Origin of the sequence: Neisseria yangbaofengii, from assembly GCF_014898075.1 — a bacterium.
In the GTDB taxonomy this organism is placed as follows: domain Bacteria; phylum Pseudomonadota; class Gammaproteobacteria; order Burkholderiales; family Neisseriaceae; genus Neisseria; species Neisseria yangbaofengii.
This window is the reverse complement of the sequence record NZ_CP062976.1, coordinates 37783-60459: the sequence shown is the minus strand read 5'-3', so window position 1 is coordinate 60459 and position 22677 is coordinate 37783. Positions and strand designations below refer to the sequence as shown.

The 22677-nt window shown below is 43.9% G+C and carries 23 protein-coding genes, 2 tRNA genes and 2 pseudogenes; 11 read left to right on the top strand and 16 right to left on the bottom strand.

The window, feature by feature from the left end; genetic code table 11:
• Nucleotides 1-56: 56 nt before the first annotated feature.
• The 3 genes from H4O27_RS00310 to H4O27_RS00300 all read right to left on the bottom strand — a co-directional run bounded on the left by H4O27_RS00310 (nt 57) and on the right by H4O27_RS00300 (nt 1568).
• A tRNA-Arg gene (locus H4O27_RS00310) sits at nt 57-131 on the bottom strand.
• A 4-nt stretch (nt 132-135) separates the two neighbouring features.
• Nucleotides 136-582, bottom strand: a complete 447-nt coding sequence (locus H4O27_RS00305; protein ID WP_165010467.1) for a DUF441 domain-containing protein — start codon at nt 580-582, stop codon at nt 136-138.
• Between the two features lie 11 nt (nt 583-593).
• Nucleotides 594-1568, bottom strand: a complete 975-nt coding sequence (locus H4O27_RS00300; protein WP_165010465.1) for a polyprenyl synthetase family protein — start codon at nt 1566-1568, stop codon at nt 594-596.
• Nucleotides 1569-1788: 220 nt separating this feature from the next.
• On the opposite strand from H4O27_RS00300, the gene rplU reads away from it, so the two are divergent.
• The 3 genes from rplU (at nt 1789) to ubiM (ending at nt 3917) form a co-directional block, all read left to right on the top strand.
• A complete protein-coding gene (gene rplU, locus H4O27_RS00295; RefSeq protein WP_095503237.1) occupies nt 1789-2097 on the top strand; it encodes a 50S ribosomal protein L21 in 309 nt (102 codons plus the stop codon).
• 27 nt (nt 2098-2124) lie between these two features.
• A complete protein-coding gene (gene rpmA / locus H4O27_RS00290) occupies nt 2125-2397 on the top strand; it encodes a 50S ribosomal protein L27 (protein WP_095503238.1) in 273 nt (90 codons plus the stop codon).
• A 335-nt stretch (nt 2398-2732) separates the two neighbouring features.
• Entirely contained in the window at nt 2733-3917 is a 1185-nt protein-coding gene (ubiM, locus tag H4O27_RS00285) for a 5-demethoxyubiquinol-8 5-hydroxylase UbiM (RefSeq protein ID WP_165010463.1), read from the top strand.
• Between the two features lie 349 nt (nt 3918-4266).
• Here ubiM and H4O27_RS00280 read toward each other — a convergent pair whose 3' ends face one another.
• The 11 genes and pseudogenes from H4O27_RS00280 to rlmD all read right to left on the bottom strand — a co-directional run bounded on the left by H4O27_RS00280 (nt 4267) and on the right by rlmD (nt 14400).
• Nucleotides 4267-4764 (bottom strand): pilin, encoded by a 498-nt coding sequence (locus H4O27_RS00280; protein ID WP_165010489.1) that lies wholly within the window; start codon nt 4762-4764, stop codon nt 4267-4269.
• An 84-nt stretch (nt 4765-4848) separates the two neighbouring features.
• On the bottom strand, nt 4849-5331 hold the full coding sequence (locus tag H4O27_RS00275) for a pilin (RefSeq protein WP_165010487.1): 483 nt from the start codon (nt 5329-5331) through the stop codon (nt 4849-4851).
• A 645-nt stretch (nt 5332-5976) separates the two neighbouring features.
• Nucleotides 5977-6706 (bottom strand): annotated as a pseudogene (locus H4O27_RS00270) (fimb protein).
• A gap of 141 nt (nt 6707-6847) precedes the next feature.
• The gene (locus H4O27_RS00265; protein ID WP_206222799.1) at nt 6848-7804 is read right to left on the bottom strand and encodes an alpha/beta fold hydrolase; all 957 of its coding nucleotides are present in this window, start codon (nt 7802-7804) and stop codon (nt 6848-6850) included.
• A 651-nt stretch (nt 7805-8455) separates the two neighbouring features.
• A tRNA-Asn gene (locus H4O27_RS00255) sits at nt 8456-8531 on the bottom strand.
• Between the two features lie 78 nt (nt 8532-8609).
• A complete protein-coding gene (locus tag H4O27_RS00250; RefSeq protein ID WP_095503242.1) occupies nt 8610-8969 on the bottom strand; it encodes a roadblock/LC7 domain-containing protein in 360 nt (119 codons plus the stop codon).
• A gap of 43 nt (nt 8970-9012) precedes the next feature.
• A complete protein-coding gene (locus tag H4O27_RS00245) occupies nt 9013-9654 on the bottom strand; it encodes a peptidase M23 (RefSeq protein ID WP_165010461.1) in 642 nt (213 codons plus the stop codon).
• 1 nt (nt 9655) lies between these two features.
• Nucleotides 9656-10192, bottom strand: a complete 537-nt coding sequence (locus H4O27_RS00240; RefSeq protein WP_106740194.1) for a GTP-binding protein — start codon at nt 10190-10192, stop codon at nt 9656-9658.
• Nucleotides 10193-10208: 16 nt separating this feature from the next.
• Nucleotides 10209-11303: a DNA-binding transcriptional response regulator gene (locus H4O27_RS00235; protein ID WP_165010459.1), complete on the bottom strand. Its 1095-nt coding sequence runs from the start codon at nt 11301-11303 to the stop codon at nt 10209-10211.
• A gap of 23 nt (nt 11304-11326) precedes the next feature.
• Nucleotides 11327-12781, bottom strand: coding sequence for a 23S rRNA methyltransferase (locus H4O27_RS00230; RefSeq protein ID WP_165010457.1), 1455 nt, complete (start codon nt 12779-12781; stop codon nt 11327-11329).
• A gap of 287 nt (nt 12782-13068) precedes the next feature.
• The gene (gene rlmD, locus H4O27_RS00225; protein ID WP_165010455.1) at nt 13069-14400 is read right to left on the bottom strand and encodes a 23S rRNA (uracil(1939)-C(5))-methyltransferase RlmD; all 1332 of its coding nucleotides are present in this window, start codon (nt 14398-14400) and stop codon (nt 13069-13071) included.
• 149 nt (nt 14401-14549) lie between these two features.
• Between rlmD and H4O27_RS00220 the strand changes: the two genes are divergently transcribed.
• Nucleotides 14550-15590: a L,D-transpeptidase gene (locus H4O27_RS00220; RefSeq protein WP_165010453.1), complete on the top strand. Its 1041-nt coding sequence runs from the start codon at nt 14550-14552 to the stop codon at nt 15588-15590.
• A gap of 15 nt (nt 15591-15605) precedes the next feature.
• Here the strand turns inward: H4O27_RS00220 and H4O27_RS12860 are convergent, their stop codons facing one another.
• Complete coding sequence (locus H4O27_RS12860) at nt 15606-15782, bottom strand: hypothetical protein (RefSeq protein ID WP_226883411.1); 177 nt, start codon at nt 15780-15782, stop codon at nt 15606-15608.
• 139 nt (nt 15783-15921) lie between these two features.
• Here H4O27_RS12860 and H4O27_RS13480 point away from each other — a divergent pair, with 139 nt between their 5' ends.
• The 3 genes and pseudogenes from H4O27_RS13480 (at nt 15922) to argC (ending at nt 18055) form a co-directional block, all read left to right on the top strand.
• The gene (locus H4O27_RS13480) at nt 15922-16104 is read left to right on the top strand and encodes a hypothetical protein (RefSeq protein WP_371864824.1); all 183 of its coding nucleotides are present in this window, start codon (nt 15922-15924) and stop codon (nt 16102-16104) included.
• 210 nt (nt 16105-16314) lie between these two features.
• Nucleotides 16315-16533, top strand: a pseudogene (locus tag H4O27_RS13475) (hypothetical protein); the annotation flags it as partial.
• A 478-nt stretch (nt 16534-17011) separates the two neighbouring features.
• On the top strand, nt 17012-18055 hold the full coding sequence (gene argC / locus H4O27_RS00210; protein ID WP_165010451.1) for an N-acetyl-gamma-glutamyl-phosphate reductase: 1044 nt from the start codon (nt 17012-17014) through the stop codon (nt 18053-18055).
• A gap of 115 nt (nt 18056-18170) precedes the next feature.
• Here the strand turns inward: argC and H4O27_RS00205 are convergent, their stop codons facing one another.
• Nucleotides 18171-18446, bottom strand: coding sequence for a hypothetical protein (locus H4O27_RS00205; RefSeq protein WP_165010449.1), 276 nt, complete (start codon nt 18444-18446; stop codon nt 18171-18173).
• 309 nt (nt 18447-18755) lie between these two features.
• Here H4O27_RS00205 and H4O27_RS00200 point away from each other — a divergent pair, with 309 nt between their 5' ends.
• From H4O27_RS00200 to ubiB, 4 genes are all read left to right on the top strand, one after another.
• Nucleotides 18756-19442, top strand: coding sequence for a S24 family peptidase (locus H4O27_RS00200; RefSeq protein WP_165010447.1), 687 nt, complete (start codon nt 18756-18758; stop codon nt 19440-19442).
• A 101-nt stretch (nt 19443-19543) separates the two neighbouring features.
• Nucleotides 19544-19882: an iron-sulfur cluster insertion protein ErpA gene (gene erpA / locus H4O27_RS00195; RefSeq protein WP_165010445.1), complete on the top strand. Its 339-nt coding sequence runs from the start codon at nt 19544-19546 to the stop codon at nt 19880-19882.
• A 436-nt stretch (nt 19883-20318) separates the two neighbouring features.
• Nucleotides 20319-20993 carry a hypothetical protein gene (locus tag H4O27_RS00190; protein ID WP_165010443.1) on the top strand — a complete coding sequence of 225 codons (675 nt, stop codon included), beginning with the start codon at nt 20319-20321 and terminating at the stop codon, nt 20991-20993.
• A gap of 146 nt (nt 20994-21139) precedes the next feature.
• Nucleotides 21140-22651: a ubiquinone biosynthesis regulatory protein kinase UbiB gene (gene ubiB, locus H4O27_RS00185; protein ID WP_165010483.1), complete on the top strand. Its 1512-nt coding sequence runs from the start codon at nt 21140-21142 to the stop codon at nt 22649-22651.
• Nucleotides 22652-22677: the final 26 nt, after the last annotated feature.

Genomic DNA, 22677 nt, shown 5'->3' with positions numbered 1-22677 from the left:
TTCATCTTTAAAAACAACAATGCCGTCTGAAGCTTTTCAGACGGCATTGATATTATTGGCCTCGCCAACAGGAATCGAACCTGTATTTTATGCTTAGGAGGCATACGTTCTATCCGTTGAACTATGGCGAGTGCACTAAACTTTTCCGACGATAAACGACAATATCCCTGCAGCAATCAGCGGTCCAACGGGAATACCGCCGAAAAAAGCGACACCGGCAATCGTACCGATTAACAAGCCGGTCACCAAGATAGGCTGGCTGCTCATCAAAGGCACACCGTGTCCGGCAATCCACGCCACAAAAATACCGACAGCTACCGCAGCCAACATTTTGAAATTCACAAATGCCGCAAGGTTAGGCAGCTGCACTTTACCCGAAACCAAGGGGCTTAATACGCCGATAGTCAGAAAAACAATACCGACGCCCAAGCCGTATTTTTCCGCTAAAGGAATGTATTTTGCCAAGGCTGTTTGCTGCATCAATAACAAGGCAATCGCGGAAATCGTAATCGAATTATTGTTGCTCAAGACACCCAGTAAAATCAGCGCCACCAAGAAAAGCGGAATAAAACTGAAATTCATGTCACGCTCTTTTAAGACAAGCGCGCCAACGATTCTTCGGCAAGCTGGCGCATGGCTTCGGTAATTTCACTTTGCGGCAAAGCACCCAAACACGCAATCGCTTTTCCAACTGCCTTACGCGCCTCGCTTACCGAATAAGACAAAGCCTCTGAATTGACCACATGATGATGAATCTTCTCAAAATAGCTGCGATCGGCATTTTCCAAAGCATGGCGAACATCATTCACCGCTTGTTCCGAACCATTACGCATCAGATAAATCAGCGGCAAGGTCGGTTTACCTTCGGCCAAATCATCACCGACGTTTTTACCGATTTCTTCGGTTTCACCCGAATAATCCAGCACATCATCAATGATTTGGAAAGCAGTACCGACATACATGCCGTAATCTTTCAACGCTTGCTCTTGTTCCAGAGTGGCTTTACCCAAAATCGCACCGACTTGCGCGGCAGCTTCAAACAGCTTGGCGGTTTTGTATTGAATGACCTGCACATATTCGGCTTCGGTAATATCGGTGTTGCCGATATTCATCAGCTGCATCACTTCGCCTTCGGCAATGATGTTAGTCGCGTCTGCCATTACTTCCAAAATCTTCATGCTGCCCGAGCCGACCATCAACTGAAATGCGCGGGTATATAAAAAATCGCCCACCAACACCGCTGCCGCATTGCCAAACAAATTATTCGCGGTTTTTCGGCCACGGCGCAAACCACTCTCGTCCACCACATCGTCATGCAGCAGCGTCGATGTGTGAATAAATTCCACCATCGCCGCCAGCGAATAAAGTTTCTCATCATCATAACCCACGGCCTTGCCCGCCAAAATGGTGATAATCGGACGCAACCGCTTGCCGCCGGCACTGATGATATAGTTGCCGATTTGGGAAATCAGCGCCACATCCGACTGAACGGCTTGATTAATCACAACATTGACTTTAGCTAAATCGTCAGGCAGATGACGTTGGAAATAAGGCAGATTTTCGAGCATGACCGGAATTTCTAGAAAATTATTATTAAAAGAGAGTATTGCATAAAAATATCATAATCCAGCGCGCGATTATAGCAGTAAAGACCGTTTGACACACCTTTCAGACGGCATTTTCATCACAACAGAAATAAACTTTGACAAAACAGCAAAATATGCATAGAATTCAATGTTTCGCACATGGGGTGCGAATGATTTAACCAAAATTCTCATGGAGTTGAGTATGTACGCGGTCGTAAAAACCGGCGGTAAACAATACAAAGTTACCGTTGGCGAAAAATTGAAAGTAGAACAGATACCAGCCGAACTCGACAGCCAAATCGAACTGAACGAAGTTTTGATGATTGCTGACGGCGAATCTGTAAAAGTAGGCGCACCTTTTATCGAGGGCGCAAAAGTAACCGCCAAAGTAGTGGCCCACGGCCGCGGCGAAAAAGTCCGCATTTTCAAAATGCGCCGCCGCAAACACTACCAAAAGCGCCAAGGCCACCGTCAAAATTTCACCCAAATCGAAATCGTGGCAATCGCCTGATTTAACACAAGCTAAGGAGTATTTAACATGGCAAGTAAAAAAGCAGGCGGCAGCACCCGCAACGGTCGCGATTCAGAAGCCAAACGATTGGGCGTAAAAGCCTTCGGCAGCGAACTGATTCCGGCAGGCTCTATCATCGTTCGTCAACGCGGCACTAAATTTCACGCCGGCGACAACGTAGGCATGGGCAAAGACCACACTTTGTTCGCTAAAGTTGACGGTTACGTAGAATTCAAAACCAAAGGCGCGTTAAACCGTAAAACCGTAAGCGTTCGCCCTTACACCGGTTCTGAAGAGTAATCCGCTCAAATTAAACCGCTTCTTGTTTTAAGAAGCGGTTTTTTTCTTACCCTCATTTTCTTACTACCTCTCACCGCGTTAATTTATATTAACCCTCTCCCTATTCGATCAGGTATTCCGGCCTTTCTCCCCTATCTTAAATACGGGCACTTGATATACATTAAAGCCCACGTAAAAACTTGCATACCGAATGAATCTTTGCTTTATTCTATAAGCAATTTTGCTATAATTTGCCAATTATTCCGGATTACCCATCAACCGCCAAAAAACAGTACACTTAAGGCCGTCTGAAAATAATCCACAGCCATTACGCCATTACAATAAAGGATACCTCCATGAACTTACACAGCGATATTCTCGTCGTCGGCGCAGGCCCGGCCGGCCTCAGCTTTGCCGCAGAACTGGCAGGCAGCGGTTTAAAAGTGACCCTTATCGAACGCAACCCGCTCGCTGTGTTGCAAAATCCGCCATACGACGGCCGAGAGATCGCGCTTACCCACCTTTCCCGCGAAATCATGCAACGCTTAGGCATGTGGCAACGCATTCCCGCAGACGAAATTTATCCGTTACGCGATGCCAAAGTATTAAACGGCCAATCCGATTACCAACTGCACTTCCCGCAACCCGCCCAAGCACGCGGCGAACCGGCCGACTGCTTAGGCTACTTGGTTTCCAACCACAACATCCGCAAAGCTGCGTATGAAGTAGTGGCCACACTCGACAACGTGACCATTCTGACCGACTCTAATGTCAAAGATGTGAAAATATCCGATCAAGAAGCGCAAGTTATTATCGAAAACGGTAACATCCTGACCGCACGCCTGCTTTTGGCCGCCGACAGCCGTTTCTCACAGACCCGCCGCCAATTGGGCATTTCATCCGATATGCACGATTACAGCCGCACCATGTTTGTCGGCCGCATGAAACATACCCTTTCCAACGACCACACGGCCTATGAATGCTTCCACTATGGCCGCACCATCGCCCTGTTGCCGCTGGAAGAACATATCACCAATACCGTCATCACCGTTGATGCCGATAAAACCGATTCCGTCAAAGCCTTGAGCAATGAAGAATTGGCCGCTATGGTCAAAGCCCAATTAAAAGGCCGATTGGGCGATATGGAAGTGGTCAGCACTTTCCATAATTATCCTTTAGTCGGCATGATTGCCCAACGTTTCTACGGCAAACGCAGCGCCTTGATCGGCGATGCCGCCGTTGGTATGCATCCCGTTACCGCACACGGCTTCAACTTAGGCTTATCCAGTGCCGATATTTTAGCCAAACTGATTTTGGAAGCCGAGCAACGCGGCCAAGACATCGGCTCAAACACTCTGCTGGAAAAATACAACAGCAAACACATGCTGCATGCCCATCCGATTTACCATGGCACCAATATGTTGTTGAAACTTTTCACCAATGAAACCGCTCCGGCCAAAATTCTACGCGGCCTGGTGTTGCGCGCCAGCAATAATTTCCCGCCGATTAAGAAGCTGATTACTAAGCAGTTGACCGGTTAAGAAATTAAATAGCTGAGCAGTAGATAATAATAAAGGCCGTCTGAAAATTTTCAGACGGCCTTTAATGTAATTTCATGATTATCTAATCTACTTTAGATTTGATTCTAATTAATTTAAAAGGGACGATCCTAGATAACTAGAACACCCCTGTTTTACCAGTTGTTTTAAAATGGAAATTTGAGATTTTATTCGACTATGGTTAACCAGCTTAAGCAGCTTTTTCTCATAGGAAGGATTCTACCCTAAGGGTGATTTTCCCAGTTATCTAAGACAGCCTCATTTAAAATAAACAAAATGATATGAATCCATCCATAGATATATTTAAATAACATTTTAACCAATTTGTTACTTAATCAACAATTTTGCAGCCACTAATACTAAAATCACTTTTATCAACTTTATTTAAGATTCTAATTTCACAGCTCCAAAGGCCTGAAGGATTGCGCAATAATTCAATTGTTGTACCTGTTAATATCGCGCTAACATCCCCACCAACAACTGCCTCAATTCCGCCAAAACTGCCATCAGCAGATTTAATAGTAGCTAAACTAATAATGTTAGACACAGGATTATTACCTTGAATTCCTATGTACTCATAAATACCTCCATGATCAGAGTATGGAGTGCCATTTTGCGCAGCATCTACAGTAGGAAAACCACCATTAGATAAAATGGTCTCAATAGATGCTTTAGTACTTGACAATTCATACACAATACGCGCCAATTGAGCTTTTCCAACATAATTTTGATAAATTGGTAGCGCAAATGCTGATAACACCCCTATGATAACCAACACAACCATCAATTCAACTAATGTAAACCCACCTAGCATATGGCTTTTATGCATCTTTTAAACCTATTTTACAAATTATAAATATAAAAGCGTACCACATTTCATGATACGCTTTTCAAGATTACAAAATGATTAAAATTAAGGAGTAGTAGTAGTCACAGCACAACCTGATGGTACATATTTTTCAGGAGCAGTTGTACCACAAGTCCAAGTACCATCTACTGAACGCGTCCAAGTCAAAGTTTTAGTCTTCAAATCAGCTGCAGCATTATTACCAAACGTAGCTACAATAGTTGCAGCACCTGTATTTTGCAACGTTACTTGAGGCACACCCGTACCAGTTTCTAGAGTTTCACCACTTTGTGCGGCACCAGTTAACAAATTAGATCCAGTTGCACCAATTTTACAGTTACCGTTGTCCTTGCCAACAGTCAATTTACCATCCAAAACACAAGTTTCAGCAACCGTTTTTAAATTGCCTGATTCACCCATTACGCGTGAAACTTGTGAGCGAGCGATGTAGTTTTGATACATAGGCAACGCAATGGCTGCCAGAATACCAATAATTGCAACTACGATCATCAATTCAATCAAGGTAAAACCTTTTTGCATGTTTTTCATTTCATTAACTCCGGTTAAAAATTTGTGAATAATTGGTTGTGTATTATATTTTAAAATCCGTAATGCGCTTGGCATTTTCGTTTACTTCATATGAGTAAAACCATGAAGAGGAAGGAATATACAGCTTCCGACTCAGTATCCGTTGCGCTTCAACTTCGCCGGACATAATCTATCAAGCAATGAACGTGCCAGTTTTTAAGTAATCTTAAAATTTTCAAATATTTTATTAAAAGCCATTGTTTTAAAACATAAATTTTATATATTACATTTCAAACAGCCTAAAGTTTTATCTCTTAAAGCTAATTTCAAGATTTTAATATGACATTTTTTGTCAGTTTTAGTTGGTATTCGTCATATACGCCTTAGCCATTTTTGTCATGTGCCGTTTCTTGTCACTTTTTCAAGCTGAAATTGATAATATATTAAAATGAAGGATAAGCGGTTATTAGTTAAAACAAACGGAAACCGGCAATAAATATTAAATAATATACCATTGTTTATAATCAGTTTATTTCTCTATCAAAAATGATTAAGCTAAAATTAGGCATTTACTCTAATTTTGACTTAATAGGAAATTTATCTAGTTAAATTTTGAACGAATATTTATATGCTTATTGTATAACATATAAGCATAATGCTAGTAGTTCACGATAAACCGTCTATAGGGGCATAAGCCACAAAATCTGCATGTTGGATAAGCAAAACAACCCAGTTTTGATTCAAACTGCTGGTAAAAGGTAAGTAATAAAGTTGCTCATCGGATTTTACTGAAGCACTCGAAAGAATTTCCGCTTCACTTAAGCCCTTTGCTTGTGCCAATACAGATAAAGGTCTCATCTTGGTGCGAATTTTTGCACGTTCTTTCTTACCATCTTCAAGCCGCCAATTCGGTCGTATACTTGGCTCAACCCCCTGCAAAGACATGGATAAACTTTGGTTAACCTCTTTCACATTCACAGCCTCACGCAAACCCACACGCTTTACACCAAACCATGATAATTGCTGCAAACCTTCCGGTGCACTAGGCAGCTGTTTATGATCATTTCAGCAGCAGTGACTACATGATTCTATCTTGCTCAAATGCCTGCCACCGCCGGACATGCTTGAGAAACGCTGTAAAGCCCATACAATGATGCAACCAATTGAATAACACCGATTAAGCTAAAATCGATTATGCGCTCTTTAGTGGATTTCTTCGGGTTGGCCAATATCAAGGGCCGCATATCACGTCAACGATAACAACCAATTTATATAACGCCAAACCACCAGTTAGCACTTCATAAGGATGTGGATACTATATTTTAAAGACCAATAGTGCCGCTATACCTGCTACAAAAAGACCGATTAATAAGTGCCAACCTGCATTTTTAAACACAAATTTAAATCAAGATGCTGGGAAAGTTGTGTCGGTAATCATTGAATATAATGTGTTTTAAGTGAGTGTTGTTTTATCAAAATTGGAAAATGATTTTCAGACGGCATATTATATAGTGTATTCACTCAAGCCCATACAACATTATTTTGCGTTCTTATTGGCAAAAAATGCTTTGGCACGTTTCACAAAATCTTCATGATATTGGAAAATCGCCCCGTGTCCCGAATTTTCATAAATATGCAATTGGGCATTAGGGAAACGTTTTGCCAAATCGTAGGAATTAACCGTTGGTACCATGCGGTCGTGGTCGCCATTGATGACCAATACAGGCATAGTAAATTTAGACAAATCAGCAGGTTGCTCTTTTCCCCATTTGCTAATGGCTTCTAATTGTATACGTAAATTGCTCCATTTTGCAGGTATATCACGATTGACTTTCCTTTCTTCCAAACGGCTTAAAAAATCTTGGGCGGCGACTTGACCGCTTGGCGATGAATTAAAAAATAAGAAATATTTAGAGTCAACACCATGCAAACGCCCTCTGGCAATCTCTTTGTAAGTCAAACCAACCACATCGCTTACACCTTGACCACCGCGTCCACCTGTGCCAGCCAAAATAATTTTGCGAATTAAATCAGGTTTCAACTCCATGATTTCCTGTGAAATAAATCCGCCCATAGAAAACGACAAAATATCAATTTTTTCATAGCCCAATGCTTTGATAAACGCCAAGCTATCGTGTGCCATTTCTTGAATAGATTGCGCTTGTTTGCCAGAAGTACTGCCTACTCCTTTGTAATCAAAACAGATAATTTCAAAATCTTGCGCCAATGCGTCCATAATTCTAGGGTCGCAGTTATCCATATTAGATGCTAAATGATTGAAATAAATAATCGGCACAGCTTGTGGTTTGCCCATACGGCGATAGGCATAGCGAACGCCATTTTCAGCCGTAATGTATTGCGTGGGAACGGTAGCATATTGGGTGTAAACCGCATTGGGATTAACGATTTCAGTTGATGTGGTTGTGGGGTTGGTTGTGCTACACGCTGTCATGCTCAAAGCAGCACTCAATAATAAAGCAGATAATTTTTTCATATATTTGAATTCCTATGTTTAGATACGTTTAAATGTTTAAGAGTTTAAAAATTTAAACGCATTATAGATGAGTTAGTTTAAAAATTCAATAGGCGAGTTATTTTAAAAATTCAATAGGCGAGTTATTTTAAAAATTCATCTACTCAATCTATAAAAATTTTAATCGCAAAAATAGTTAAATTTTTGAGAATGAATTTTGAGCCAGTACTGACACTACGGAGAACGCACCGTTCCGCACCACCCACCCAAAAGCGTGGTGCGCGGCAAGACGCGTGTTCTCGTCCAAAATTCAGGCTGCCTGAAAACTGTAGCTAAATTTTCAGGAACGCCAAGCCTTAAAAGATTTGGTGGATACATTCTCAAATTTAGCCGATGAAAAACGCGTTGCCGAGCAAATGCCCTTGTTTACCGAAGACGCGCAAGTCACCACTTAAAATAGGACAAGGCAGTGAGCCGGAGACAGTATAGATAATACGGCTAGGCGAACCAACGCCGTACTATTTTAAAGTGGATCCACTATATATTTCACTACTTATTTCCAACTGCTACATCAATGGCTGACATCACACAAAATGAATAAAATCGACCTAAACATTTATCTATAAAATATCTATAAAAAAAGACCACCTATAAGGTGGCCTTTTTTAAATTTGGCTCCCCGACCTGGGCTCGAACCAGGGACCTGCGGATTAACAGTCCGTCGCTCTACCGACTGAGCTATCAGGGAATAAGAGTTGGATTTTAGTTAAGAATAATAAACCTGTCAATAGATTATTTTATTTTTTGATAATCCAATGTTTCTACATTACAAAATTTCCGCAATATGTTTGGCAGCGCGTTTGGCATCCAGCAGGATTAAGCCCAATTTGCCACTTTCTTTGGCCATTAAAGCCAATACGGCATTATCACCTGCTTGGCTCAATAAAATATAGCCGTTTTTACCTTTTACCATCACTTGATCAAGCTCGCCGCAAGCCAACTCTTGTACGGAACGGTTGCCCAAAGCCAACAAGGTGGCCGACATGGCACCTACACGGTCGGCATTTAAATGGTTTGGCAGCAGCGTTGCAATCGGCAAGCCATCAGGAGAAATCACGGCAGAAGCGACGATATCCGTAGAGGTATTATTCAAGTCGCTTAATACGGAGATTAATAATTGTTGCATATTTTTATTCCATTCAAAATGTAGTGGGTTATATCAAGTCGGGTTAGCGACTGCCGTATCGGTGATATAACACTTTAACCATGGTAACAAAGGCTTCTTTATTTAAATCAGGCATACCGCCGATAACCAAAATCAGTTTGGTTTGTCCGACGTAAAGCGGGAAGAAAGTCAGTTCGCTTTGGCCTGATGGATCGCAAATACCCCATGCGCTGTTGTTAATGTACAGGTTGTTGCGAATCAATAAGCGGTGATTATCTTCAACTTTCGCCACTTCGCTCGCCAATAAGCCTAATTCTTCCGCAGCTTCATGATGAAAGCCTGCATTGGCAAAATAAAGCCCGTTTTCATCAGCTAATAATGCTTTGCCTGAATTGGACAATTGCTCCAATAATTGCGGCAGTTGTTCATCAGTCAGGTTCACATCGTCTGTGCTCATTTGCTCGTCGCCGTATAAAAATTCCAAGCGTTGCAAACGATACAGCAGATTCAATGCCGTGTTGATGTCGCTGGTATCGGCCCAAGCCAACACTCTTTGGCTGCTGATAGTTTCAGTAGGATCTGCCCGCAATAAACCGTAAAGTAATGTACGGCTGGCACTTGGGGTTTCGTTAGAAACGGCATAATAGGCGCCTGCCGGTGTAATTTTGGGGTACAAATTTGACTGTAAAGAGAGTGTAGATTCCATCTTATACCTCTAAACCCGGATCAATTGAGAATAACATCGCAGTCACCAACTGCTTCACATCGTCTTCACGACGGGCATCAATCTCAAAAACCGGTACATTAAAATTATTTTGAGCCAAGTATTTTTGATATACATCCACACCCGGCAAAGAACGGATATCCATTTTGGTCACACCAACTACCAAAGGAGCGGTTTTCAGCAACTCACGGAAAGCTTCCAAAAAGAATTGCAAATCTTTCAATGGATTAGTACGGGTATTATCCAGCAGCAACACCAAACCCATACTGCCTTGACTAAGAATTTCCCACATGAAATTAAAGCGTTCTTGACCCGGTGTGCCATATAAATGCACTTTGGTTTCTTCATCCAAATGAATCACACCATAATCCATAGCAACGGTGGTGTAGCCTTTGCGGACCAAAGTCATATCGGAAGCGGAAGCATCCGTTTGAATTGGCGGCTCATCGGATAATGCTGAAATAGCTGTTGTTTTACCTACGCCTACCGGACCGGTAAAGATAATTTTATTTTCTTTCATTGCCTTGTCCTTTTTATTATCGTTTACCAAGCAATTTACGCATCAGGCGTTGTAACAAACCACGCGGCTGCTCTTCTGACGGACCAGCCACTTTTTCGGCATCTTTAGCCATTTCGCTGTCCGGCACATCGCTGCTGACATTAACGCGTTCGGTCAGATTGGCCGGCACTGCTTGAGCGTATTCGGCATCGGTTGCCAAGAAACCCGTTACGGACGTCGCTGCCAGATAATTCAAAATATCCGGCATTTCTAAAGGCATGACTTTATACAGAATATTCAGGTTAACCGATGTTTTGGTTAGAAAGGCCGATAAGCGCATCGATTCAGGCACATGAGCCAAACGGGTCAAATTCGGCCAGCGTTTCAACGTGAAAACGGTTTGCGGTGTCATCGGATAAATCAGCCGGCCTTGGGCAGTCCAAATCGCCATTTGCCACAAGCACGACATAATCGTGACTTTAGCCTTTTCTTTCCATTGCGGGTTATCAGGCACAGCCTTACACACTACGGCAAGATTATCATCTTTACATAGTTTTTCTAATTCAGTGGCATTAACGGTCAATAAGACACGCTGAATGTTTGGAAACACGATCAATACCGGTTTGCCTTGATGCAAAACGGCAATATCTTGATGACCTTGACTGGCAAATTTCAACGCGCCCAGCAACCCTTTTTGTGGATTGAAGCGGCGGATGGTTGCTTTGCGCGTACCATCAGCTTGAGTTTGACCTGCTTCTTGACTGGAAGTCACGCCGTCTGAAACGGTAAAAATCTGTCCGCCTTGTGCCAAACTGCGCAAGATAGGAAATAAGGTATCAAATTTGATTGGTTTCGGCAGATAAGGTGTGGTAACGGTCGGTTCAGATGAAGAAAACATCGCTACCGGTGTTTCAGGATAGGCTGCTGTTGCTGCTTTCCACGCTTCCATCCCTTGTTGTGAGTCAGTGTCGACCAAAATCAAATCCGGTTTATCGGCTGATTCCGGCGTTACAATTTCGTAATTCGTCGTATTGTGCATTTTAAAAGCCATACGGAATACGGCCTCTTGCTGATCACCCACTTTTTGCAACATGATCCGTATGGTTTTAATCTTAGGCAACAGATTGTCCATTATTGATACTCTCTTGAGTTATTTTATTTTTTAGAATGTTGGTTGACACGTTGCAACAAGCGGCTCATGGCCAAAACCACCTCCTCCGGCAAGTTGACGACGCGTTCTCGCAATAAACGTAAGAATTGTTCCAAACGTGCCCAATCCTCAGCACGCTCATAAAGGTCAAACAGCATCACATACAGCTGAGATTCTTTCGGATATTGCAATACTGCCTGTTCCAAAGTACCAATTGCTTGATCAAGCTGACCATACATCAGCAAAGATTCCACTTCTTTCAATGCCTCGTCGGCAGGTGAATTATTTGCGCTGATGATGGATGAATCTTTTTGCACCAAGTCGCGGTATTTGGATTTCATTTGTAAGGCAGTTGGTTGCAAATAACCACGTGACAAGCCGATTTCTCGCACTTGCTGCTCACTCGGGCTGCGTTCCAAATCATCGAAAAGCTCATGGTAACCTAGGCTGTAGCCCCAGCCTAACATACGTTCTTTAACTTGGCGGCCATATTGGCCCAAAGAGTAATATAATTTCCATAAATGCTTGGCAAATTGACCGACTTCTTCGTTTTGATAGTCCAACTTCAAGGCATCAATAATGAGGCTTGCCGGTTTGGCAGAATGATGAATCGCACGGTTGTATTGTTCTACCGCTGTCTCATAATTCACTTTATCTTTCAGAATCTTGGCACTTTGCTCCGGCTTCACAAAACCGATTACCGCACTCATCTCTTCAGGCGTGATATCGCTGAATTCTTTTTTACCCAAAACAATTGGAGCGCGTTTAGAGAACCCATTAGCTGCTTGTGGATTGGCAGAATCGATGGTAAGAACAGGGTTAGTGACAATATTTTCCTCAATGCCATTATTTTCACCGATTTGACGGGCAACCTCCTGCATATTCCAGCCTAATTTGCTCTCTGCCAATACGCGCAGGCGCAAATGAGTAGACTCGGCCATCAGACCCAGCTTCACATATTCAGCCAAGCTGTCTTCCGGCAAAGCGGAACCATGATTTTCTAAGGTTTCGGCTAATTTATCGATGTTACCGACACGCAGATTTAAGCCGACCAATTCATGAACTAATTTTTCAGGCGCGCCATCAGGCAGGCCATTGAGATAGCTGGCGAGGGATTCGGCTGCTTTGCTTTCGTAGCCGAATTGCTTATAGACTTGATATTCGGTTAATGGGTCGACTTCCTGAGCGGATACGGAAGCTGTAGATGTGCCGCTGCCACCTTCTGTGTCCCATTCCCAATCTTGGTTGTCGGCATTGGAAACAGACTGATTGACTTTATCCATCCAATCTGCACCATCAGAAGCCTCATCAGCCTGATTTTGATGATTATTTTGTCTGGATGCTTTAGCTGCTTTGCTCGGTTTTTTTGCCGTCTCACCGCCTTGCTTATAGCGTACGAACAACAAGACCAGCAACAAAAGCGCCAGCAAGATGATTAAAAGCGAATAATTCAAGAACACCTCCCGATGATGCACAAATGCGCATCACACTGCCAATGTATTAATATGTTCGACACTCATTTATTTATGCTATCGAATCATGTTATCCCCTAGATTGATTATGATAGCATGATTCCCCGGATAATTACATTAAAAAACCATTTGACAGACGGCCTGATATTGTAGGAAATCGCCAGATTGTTTACACTTTTTATGCAAAACAGCTTTTGTTTTTTGCATAAATGATTATTTTAGGATTTTTGAGTGTTCAAGTAAAAAAAGAAAAGTGTAAACAACACCGAGATTTTCTACCACTCAAACACGCCGATGGATTCGACATGGGCGGTTTGAGGAAACATGTTCATCACACCGGCAGACTTGAAAACATAGCCTTTCTCAATTAAAACAGCAGCATCACGCGCGAGTGTGGCAGGATTGCACGACACATAAACAATGCGTTTGGGTAAATAAGGTAAATGTAGCGATTTGACGACAGCATAAGCACCTCTTCGCGGCGGATCGAGCAACATTTTATCGAATTGTCCCCACGATGCTACCGTTGCTTCATCTGTATCAAATAAATCAGCCACTTGAAATTCAACCTGATCTGCACAGCCGTTTGCCATGGCATTTTGCTGCGCACGATCGACCAAATAATCTGCGCCTTCAATACCGACTACACTTGCGCCACATTTTGCCATAGGCAAACTGAAGTTGCCCAACCCGCAGAACAAATCGGCAATTCTTTCGCCTGAACGGATATCCAGCAGCCGGATGGCCCGACTAATCATCAGTGCATTTAAGTCGGCATTAATTTGAGTAAAGTCACCCGGCCGATAAGGCATAGTCAAATCATACTCAGGCAAATCATAAGATAAATCAACATGATGTATTGGATAAAAAGCCTGTGCCGATTCTTTGCCGTATTGTATCCACAGCTGCCAAGTTTCGTTTTTTTCTTTTAAAGATGCATCAAACCATTTTCTCAATTGGCACTCTGTTTTTTCAGACGGCCTTTGATAAAAACACAGATTCAATACGGTTAATTTTTTACTGCGGTAAAACTCGACAAATTTGATTCCTGCTCCCGAATCCACTAATGTTTGCAGCAACATTGTTACCGAAGGAATCTGCACCGAAATGTGTTGCGGCAACACTTCACAAGACGCAATATCCACCACATCATGACTGCGCTTTGCCTGAAAACCGAATTTGGCTTTACCTGAAGCATCAATAGCGACACTCAATCTGGCTCTATCACGGTAATGCCACGGCGCCGCATAAATCGGCGGCAGGATTTGCTCCGGAAGCACTTTGCCGATACGCGCCAATTGTTCTTCTAAAATTCGCTGCTTAAATGCCACCTGCGCATTCGGCTCGATATGCTGCAGTACGCAACTGCCACATGTATCGAAATAGCGACACTTTGGCTTAACCCGTTCACCTGATGGCTTTAAGACAGATTCTACTTCCGCTTCATCAAATTGTTTTTTAGATCCGGTCACACGGTAGCCAACGGTTTCAGACGGCATGGCACCTTTGATAAAAACCGTTTTTCCGTCCGATCGCGCTACCCCGCGCCCTTCATAATCCAAAGAAAAAACGTCCGCCACATTCTTCACATACTCACCTTTGGCCATCTATTTATCTTCACTGAAATATTCATCTTAAATAACCGTTTGCCGGTTATTACTTACCGGAAAAGCATATTTTCGCACAGTTACCACTATATTAAGGTATGATTTCGCAAAATTATCTTTTAACCCTTTGTTAAAATACAGACAAATACATGAAAAAAATCAGCTTAAGTTTATTTGCACTGACACTGACCACCACCGCATTTGCCAACACGCCACTGCCTGATGTCGCACCGGCAACCGAAGGCCAACACGTTTTCATCAATATCCCGCAACAGCGCCTGTTTTTATACACCGACGGCAAGCTGACCAAAGCCTACCCTGTTGCAGTCGGGAAAGCCATGACCCAAACCAACTTAGGCGAACACAAAATCGGTGTTAAAGCCTTTAATCCTACATGGCACATTCCAAAATCGATTCAAAAAGAGCGTGGCGACAATGTGAAAACCATTCCGCCGGGACCGAAAAACCCTTTAGGGCCGGTATTCGTTCGTCTTGGTGACCCGAAATTGGGCTTGGGTATCCACGGCACCAATGCACCATCTAGTGTACCGGGCGTGCGCAGCCACGGCTGTGTGCGCATGAAATCGCCTGATGCCCTGGAATTTGCCAAAACTATTTCCACCGGCTCACCGGCTCACGTGATTTACCAAATGGCGGCTTTAAATGAAGATGCTAATAAAAATTTATGGCTTGCCGCTTACCGCGACCCATACAATAAAGAGAATCTCGATACTGCAGCATTGAAAAAGAGCATTGCTGCATGGGCAAAAGCACACGGCAAAAACACCAACACTAAGCGCGTTGAAGCGATTTTGAAAAACCGCACCGGCCAAGCTAACTGCTTAACTTGTGCCAAAGGCGTGAAGCTCAAAGGCCCATTGAAGTCTCTGGCTTGGACCACCGGCTCATCTGCTTACAGCAAACCGAAAGCTATGCCAAAACCGGCTCCAGTTAAAAACGATGTATTGCCTTCAGGTTCCGAAATCGAAATCGATGCCGGTGATGATACTGTGAAACCAATCACTGCCCCAACGCCGGCTACACCGCAACCTGCTCAATCGGTTACGCCAAGCAATGCAGCGGCTTCTGCAGAAAATACGCCTCCCCCGGCCTCAAGCTATGCCCCTGCTCCTGCTTATCCGACGCAGGAAATTCCGGCCGAGACTGAGCCGACCGAATTGCTGTTTTAATGGCTAAATAAACATTCAAGCCAAGACCTTTGCACCCCCCAAAAATCCTCTAAATTCCCCTAAACCGAATTTAGAGGATTTTCCATAAGCAGCTTTTTCCAACAAACCGCCCAAACCATCATTGCCATCAACGGCATCGACCGGTTCCCACTGCTCAAAATCAACCAAATCATTGATTGGCAACCCATCCATACCTGTCTTGAGCAACAAAAAACCGCTGAATTCGCGACCACCGCTGCCGCAACCGATTGGCGCAAGACCAAACTTTGCCTTATCCGTCGGAACCGATTAACCGGCAAAGGCTTAAAAGTAGAAAAAGCCGCCGCTGTTATTGCCTCCGCCATCATCCAAACCGCCGGCTGCAAACAACACCCGTACCGAACAAGAAGGCTATACCGGCCAACTGCATGTCGGCCCCGCCAACGAACACGCGTGCCGCCACTTCGACGGCATAACCGAATACACCGCCGTATATGCCGGCAAAGGCTGCGGCAGCAAAGCCAATCGGGAATGATTAAACAACAAAAAACTTTCAGACGGCATTATGCGTAAAGCCCGCCGTGGCCGCCCCTTAACAGACGAAGACAAACAACGCAACCGATACTTATCAAATACCCGTTATAGTGAATCCACTTTAAAATAGTACGGCGTTGGCCCGCCCGGCCGTATTATCGATACTGTCTTCGGCTCGCCGCCTTGTCCTATTTTTAAAGTGAATCCACTATATGCGACGGAACAGAGTTTCGGTACATTGCACCGCAAGTTCCGCTGCCATAGGGCAACATATTTCGGCTTACGGAAAGCGAATACGCAAAGTCATTTGAAAGCGGTGTGTTTGAATTTGCCCAAAACGACAAACAAATTCAACCTCGCTGCGCCTGCTGCCGAAAAGGGAGTACCTGGGAAATCGGGTGCTTGGATGGCAGGATTTGGAAGAATTTAGGGAAACTTAGGGAAATCTGTGTGTTTGGAGGAGAAATAAAGGTTACTTGATAACTCAAGTAATCTTTATTGTTTGGGAAAGGAAATTTTGCAAAGGTCTCAGGTGTAGAAAATCCTAGCGTTGTTTACACTTTTGCTTTTTTGCTTGAAGACCCATTTGGGGATTTTCGAGTGTTGCCAAGAATGCCGAAAGGCACGGCAAAGCCGCATGGCTCTCGATAATGCTCAAAAATCCTAAAACAATCATTCGGGCAAAAAACAAAAACTGTTTTGCATAAAAGTGTAAACAACCCGACAATTTTCTACATCTCAGGCCGCCTGAAAAAGAAACTTTGGTTTATCTTTTTCAGACGGCCTTTCTTATTTATTATGCTGATAAGTCACTTCGCCCAATAATTTATGATTTCCTACCCTTTTCAGACGGACTGCCAAGCCTTAAACTACCCTCACTATCGAATTTACCCTTATTGGAGATACAGATGAACGCTAAAATCAAAGTCGGTATCGTCGGCGCAACAGGTTATACCGGCGTTGAATTATTACGCCTGCTGACCACACACCCCAATGTTGAAATAACCGCCGTCACCAGCCGTAGTGAGGCCGGCACGGCAATTGCCGATTACTTCTCCAGCTTACGTGGCATTTATGATTTGATTTTCCAAACACCGGACGAAGCCAACCTTAATCAATGCGATGTGGTCTTTTTTGCCACTCCCAACGGCATAGCCATGAAAGAGGCACCGGAATTATTGGCCAAAGGCGCGCGTATTGTCGATTTATCTGCCGACTTCCGCATTCAGGACATTCCGACATGGGAGCAATGGTACGGCATGGCGCACGCTTGTCCCGATATTGTGCCGCAAGCCGTTTACGGCTTATGCGAAATGAACCGCGACGCTATTGCTAAGGCACAAATCGTGGCTAATCCTGGCTGCTACCCTACCTGCGTATCTCTACCCCTGCTGCCATTATTGCAACAAGGCCATCTGAAAGCCAATATGCCGTTGATTGCCGACTGTAAATCCGGCGTTTCAGGTGCAGGCCGCAAAAGTAATGTTGGTTCATTATTGTGTGAAGCAGGCGACAATTTTAAAGCCTACGGCATCGGCGGCCACCGCCACCTACCGGAAATCAAGCAAACCATCAGCAGCTTGCAAGCTGATGTAGCAGAGGGTTTTGTGTTTGTTCCGCACTTAACCCCGATGATTCGCGGCATGCATGCCACCGTTTACCTGCACTTGGCAAACAACATCAATCCATACGACATCTTGAACGAATTTTATCAAGACAGCCCTTTTGTGGATGTGATGAAACCGGGCAGCACACCAGAAACCCGCAGCGTACGCGGTGCCAACATCTGTCGCATCAGCGTACAGCAAGCGCCGCAGAGCCAACTTTGGGTAGTGTTGTCGGTCATTGATAACTTGGTTAAAGGAGCTGCCGGACAAGCTGTTCAAAATATGAACATTATGTTTGGTTTTGACGAGCGCTTAGGCCTGCAAGCTGCGCCATTATTACCTTAATTTTCAATTAAGTAATGATTTGAAAATAAACCTGAGGCCGTCTGAATGCTACTATTTCAGACGGCCTCAAATTTTACTGCGTGTTTCTACCGTATTGTTTTCGATATTAATCGATTTATTCGTAAACCACACTTGCTACGAATTCTTGCTCGTTGAGACCGCCATATTGCTGTTCCCAATCATGCGATGCTTCAACGATGTCACACTCGAGCGCGAATTTGCGCTGCTTGACATTCATGTTTTCCAAAATCAAATGGCTTAATTGCTCGCACTCTAATGCAGAGATCGACACATTAGAAGATTGCGCTTCTGAATAGCTGACAGGAAACGCTACCAGGCCTAAAGCCAAAGCCATTACTGCCAACCAAGTATTTTTACGATAGCCTGTCATTTTGATTCCTTTAATTAAAAATTAAAAATAATCCCATTCTTTTGAAATCAATCAGATTAATCTTGTAAGCCCTCTTCATACAATATACGCAAGGTATATGACAAAATGAATATAGAGATAAACTCAAAAATATGGCAGGGAACTTTAGTTAATCTTCAATTTCCGACATAATACTCAGAAAAAATAAATAATGCAATACTTTTTCTTAGTTAAACTAATTTTTTTCTTACGCCATTCTTAAAAATGAAGTAAAATATAAAGCAATTAACCAGTGTGTATCCAAAATCACACTTTCACCTAAGGAATAACATGGATACCTTTAAAGACAGACTGGCCTTTTTATGGAAAGGCGATGCCAAGCAAGCAAAAATTGCAGCCGATATCGATATGACCATTGCCGGCTTTAGCCGCATTTGGAATGAAGGCGGCTTGCCAAAATCAGAAACCTTAAAAAAAATCAAACAATTAAAAGGTTGCAGCATTGATTGGCTGCTGACCGGCGAAGGCGAGCCTTTTCCCGACCAAGCCGCTCCCAACACCACTGCTTACGACACGCTGGGCAATCCGGTTGATGTCGAAGAATTTGTCTTTGTGCCGCGTTACAACATTCAAGCCGCTGCGGGTCACGGCCAATTGGTGGGTGATGAAAAACCCGTCTTTACCATGGCTTTCCGCCGCTATTGGATTGAAAACTACGTCACCCGCGACACCAAAAATTTATCCGTGATTTCGGTTAAAGGCGACTCAATGGAAGGTGTGCTCAATGATGGTGATTCGATTTTGATTAACCACAGCGAAATCACTCCGCGCGACGGGCTGTATGTTTTACGCCTGAATGAAAATCTGTTGGTCAAACGTTTGCAGTTAATGCCCGGCGGCATCGTAAATGTCATTTCCGCTAACGAAGCCTACCCAACCTTTGAAATCGATTTGAACCATCTGGGTGACGATATTGCCATCATCGGCCGCGTGGAATGGTTTGGGCGCAATATCTAATTTTTATATGGGCTATTGAATTTTAAGTCATTATCTCAACTTGCCTTACTTAGCGGATTGCGCGACAATACACATAACAGTCATATAAAAGGAATCACATCATGTCATCTGAAAGCCCTATTCTCTTTACCGATAGCTGCTGCACCAAAGTGGCAGACCTTATCGCGGAAGAAAACAATCCCGAACTCAAATTGCGTGTTTTCGTGAACGGCGGCGGTTGCTCCGGCTTCCAATACGGCTTTACTTTCGATGAAATCAAAAACGACGATGATTTCGAAATCGAAAAAAACGGCCTGACTTTCTTGGTTGACCCAATGAGCTACCAATACTTGGTTGGTGCCGAAATCGACTACACCGAAAGTCTGCAGGGCTCACAATTCGTGATTCGCAATCCGAATGCCGAAACCACCTGCGGCTGCGGTTCATCATTCTCGGTTTAATGGTTGCTCTCTTAAGAAAGATTGAGTGTGCATATCCAAGCCCAATATTTCAACCAATCGCAAAGATTGGCACTGACTACCGCTTGAAATTTTTTCCGGCAAAAGGCCGTCTGAATGATTCAGTCGGCCTTTTCATAATATTTTGTTCAAGTAAGTATCCGTTTTGTGTAATTTATGATACACATAAAACAATTAACTGGTATATTATCTATTATTGAACAATAACACCAATTGACATCAACTACTCGCAAACCTGATTTTTTAGTTTTATTACACCAGGCTGTTTTAACCCTAGAAACTACCCTTTATCTGTTGCAGAAGACATACAACCCTATAACGCTTATACTTCTATAATATATATAACAATAGAAAATCTCCTGATAAAGCGCCTAAAAACGACATAAACCGTTTTATCAATTGTATAAATGGGATACCGATGAACCAAAAAGCAAAGCTTTACGACGTATATGTTTCTTATCCGCCCAATGTCGATCGCGAGCGGATTAATGCTTGTCTGTATGACAATCTGCCGGAAAACGAAGCAGAAGACTTGGTACAGGCACTGGCAGAGCGCCCACAAGCCATTATTGCTGAAAACTGCACGCAAGAAGAACGCGAAAATGCCCAACATTATTTCAATTACTTGGGCTTAGATGTCATTGTTCGCCATTCCTTAGAGCTGATGCCTAATTCCGTTAATCCTGATTCGGAAGAAGAGACGCCGGCGGGAATCAGCCAATGTCCGGTGTGTATGACTATTATTGAAGAACCAAGCCAGTCTCATTGTTTGGTCTGCAATTTTCAGTTTTCCAGCGCCACACCTCAAATCGTTGACCGAAAACGCATTGAATGGCAAGAAAAGCTGGCCTTTGAGCACAAAAAGCAAACCGAAATTGTCCACAGGCTCCAACAAGAGCGCGAACGCGAAGAAAAAATCCTGCGTAAGCAAATCCGTGCGGAATTGGAAGAAAAACTGCGTGAAGAATTGGGCAAAAATCCCGACCTGGTTACCATCGCAGCCAAACGCAAAAACATCTTAATCGCTGTGGCCGCTTTTATCCTCATGATCGTATTGGTAGCGGTTGGTTATATTGCTGCTAAATTCCTGTAAATTTCCAATAAAAAGGCCGTCTGAACATACCCGTTTCAGACGGCCTTTTTATTACATTTTCCTATTCACGCCCAATAGAAGCTTTGGCGCAACGCCTTGCAATGATTTATAATTCGTACCATCTCCAGCGCAACCGAATGCCCATCATGAAATGGCTCAAACGCATTAAAACCATCTTTAGCACTCTTTATCTTTACGGACTGTCCGATTTATTTATCAATCACATCCGGCAAAATTGGTTGCGCAACTTAATCGGCAAGCTGCCGCAAGCTGCCGAATACCAAGACCAAGCCCTGCCCGTGCGTTTACGCTTGGCTTTGGAAAATCTCGGCCCGATTTTCATCAAATTCGGCCAAATTTTATCCACCCGCCCCGATTTGATTCCTTACGAATACGCTATCGAACTGGCGAAACTGCAAGACCGCGTAGCACCGTTTGACGCGCAATTATCACGCCGCCAAATTGAAAAAGCCCTAGGCCGATCGATTGAAACCCTGTATGCCGAGTTTGAAACCGAGCCGGTCGCCAGCGCCTCGATAGCCCAAGTCCACAAAGCACGCTTGCACAGTGGCGAAACAGTAGCAGTTAAAGTATTGCGCCCGAATATTCTGCCGGTTATCGAACAGGATTTGGCGTTGATGCGTTTGGGAGCCGGTTGGTTGGAACACTTATTTACCGACGGCAAACGCCTGAAACCGCGCGAAGTCGTGGCTGAATTCGACAAATACCTGCATGACGAATTGGATTTAATGCGCGAAGCGGCCAATGCCAGCCAGCTTGGCCGCAATTTCGCCGGCAGCGACATGCTGATTATTCCCAAGGTATTTTACGATTATTGCAGCCGTGACGTATTGACCATCGAATGGATGGAAGGCACGCCGGTTTCCGACATCGCTGCGCTCAGAGCCAAAGGCATCGACCTGAAAAAACTGGCAGATTACGGCGTAGAAATTTTCTTCACCCAAGTATTCCGCGACGGTTTTTTCCATGCCGATATGCACCCGGGCAATATTCTGGTTGCCGACGACAACCGCTATATCGCACTCGATTTCGGCATTGTCGGTAGCCTCACCGATTACGACAAACGCTACTTGGCGATTAACTTTCTCGCCTTTTTCAACCGCGATTACCACCGCGTTGCCACCGCTCACATCGAATCGGGCTGGGTGCCTGCCGACACACGGGCGGAAGAACTCGAAGCCGCCGTGCGCAGTGTGTGCGAACCGATTTTCAACAAACCGATTTCACAGATTTCCTTCGGCTTGGTGCTGATGCGCTTATTTGAAGTAAGCCGCCGCTTTAATGTCGAGATCCAGCCGCAACTGGTTTTACTGCAAAAAACACTGCTCAACATCGAAGGCTTAGGCCGCCAACTCGACCCTGATTTGGATTTGTGGGCTACCGCCAAGCCTTTCCTCACCAAATGGATGAATGAACAAATCGGCCCTAAAGCCTTTTTTAACAATCTGAAAAACGAAGCCCCCGACTGGGCGCAAATCCTGCCCTGCCTGCCGCGCAAACTCAATGCACTGGTTGATGAAAACCGCCAGCAAGAAATGCGCGATGCTTATCTGCATTTGATTAAAGTGCAGCAACGGCAAAGCCTGTGGCTTGGCTTGATTGCCATTACCCTGCTGCTGATTTTGATTTTTAAATAAGCATAAGCCGTCTGAAATCATCCGTT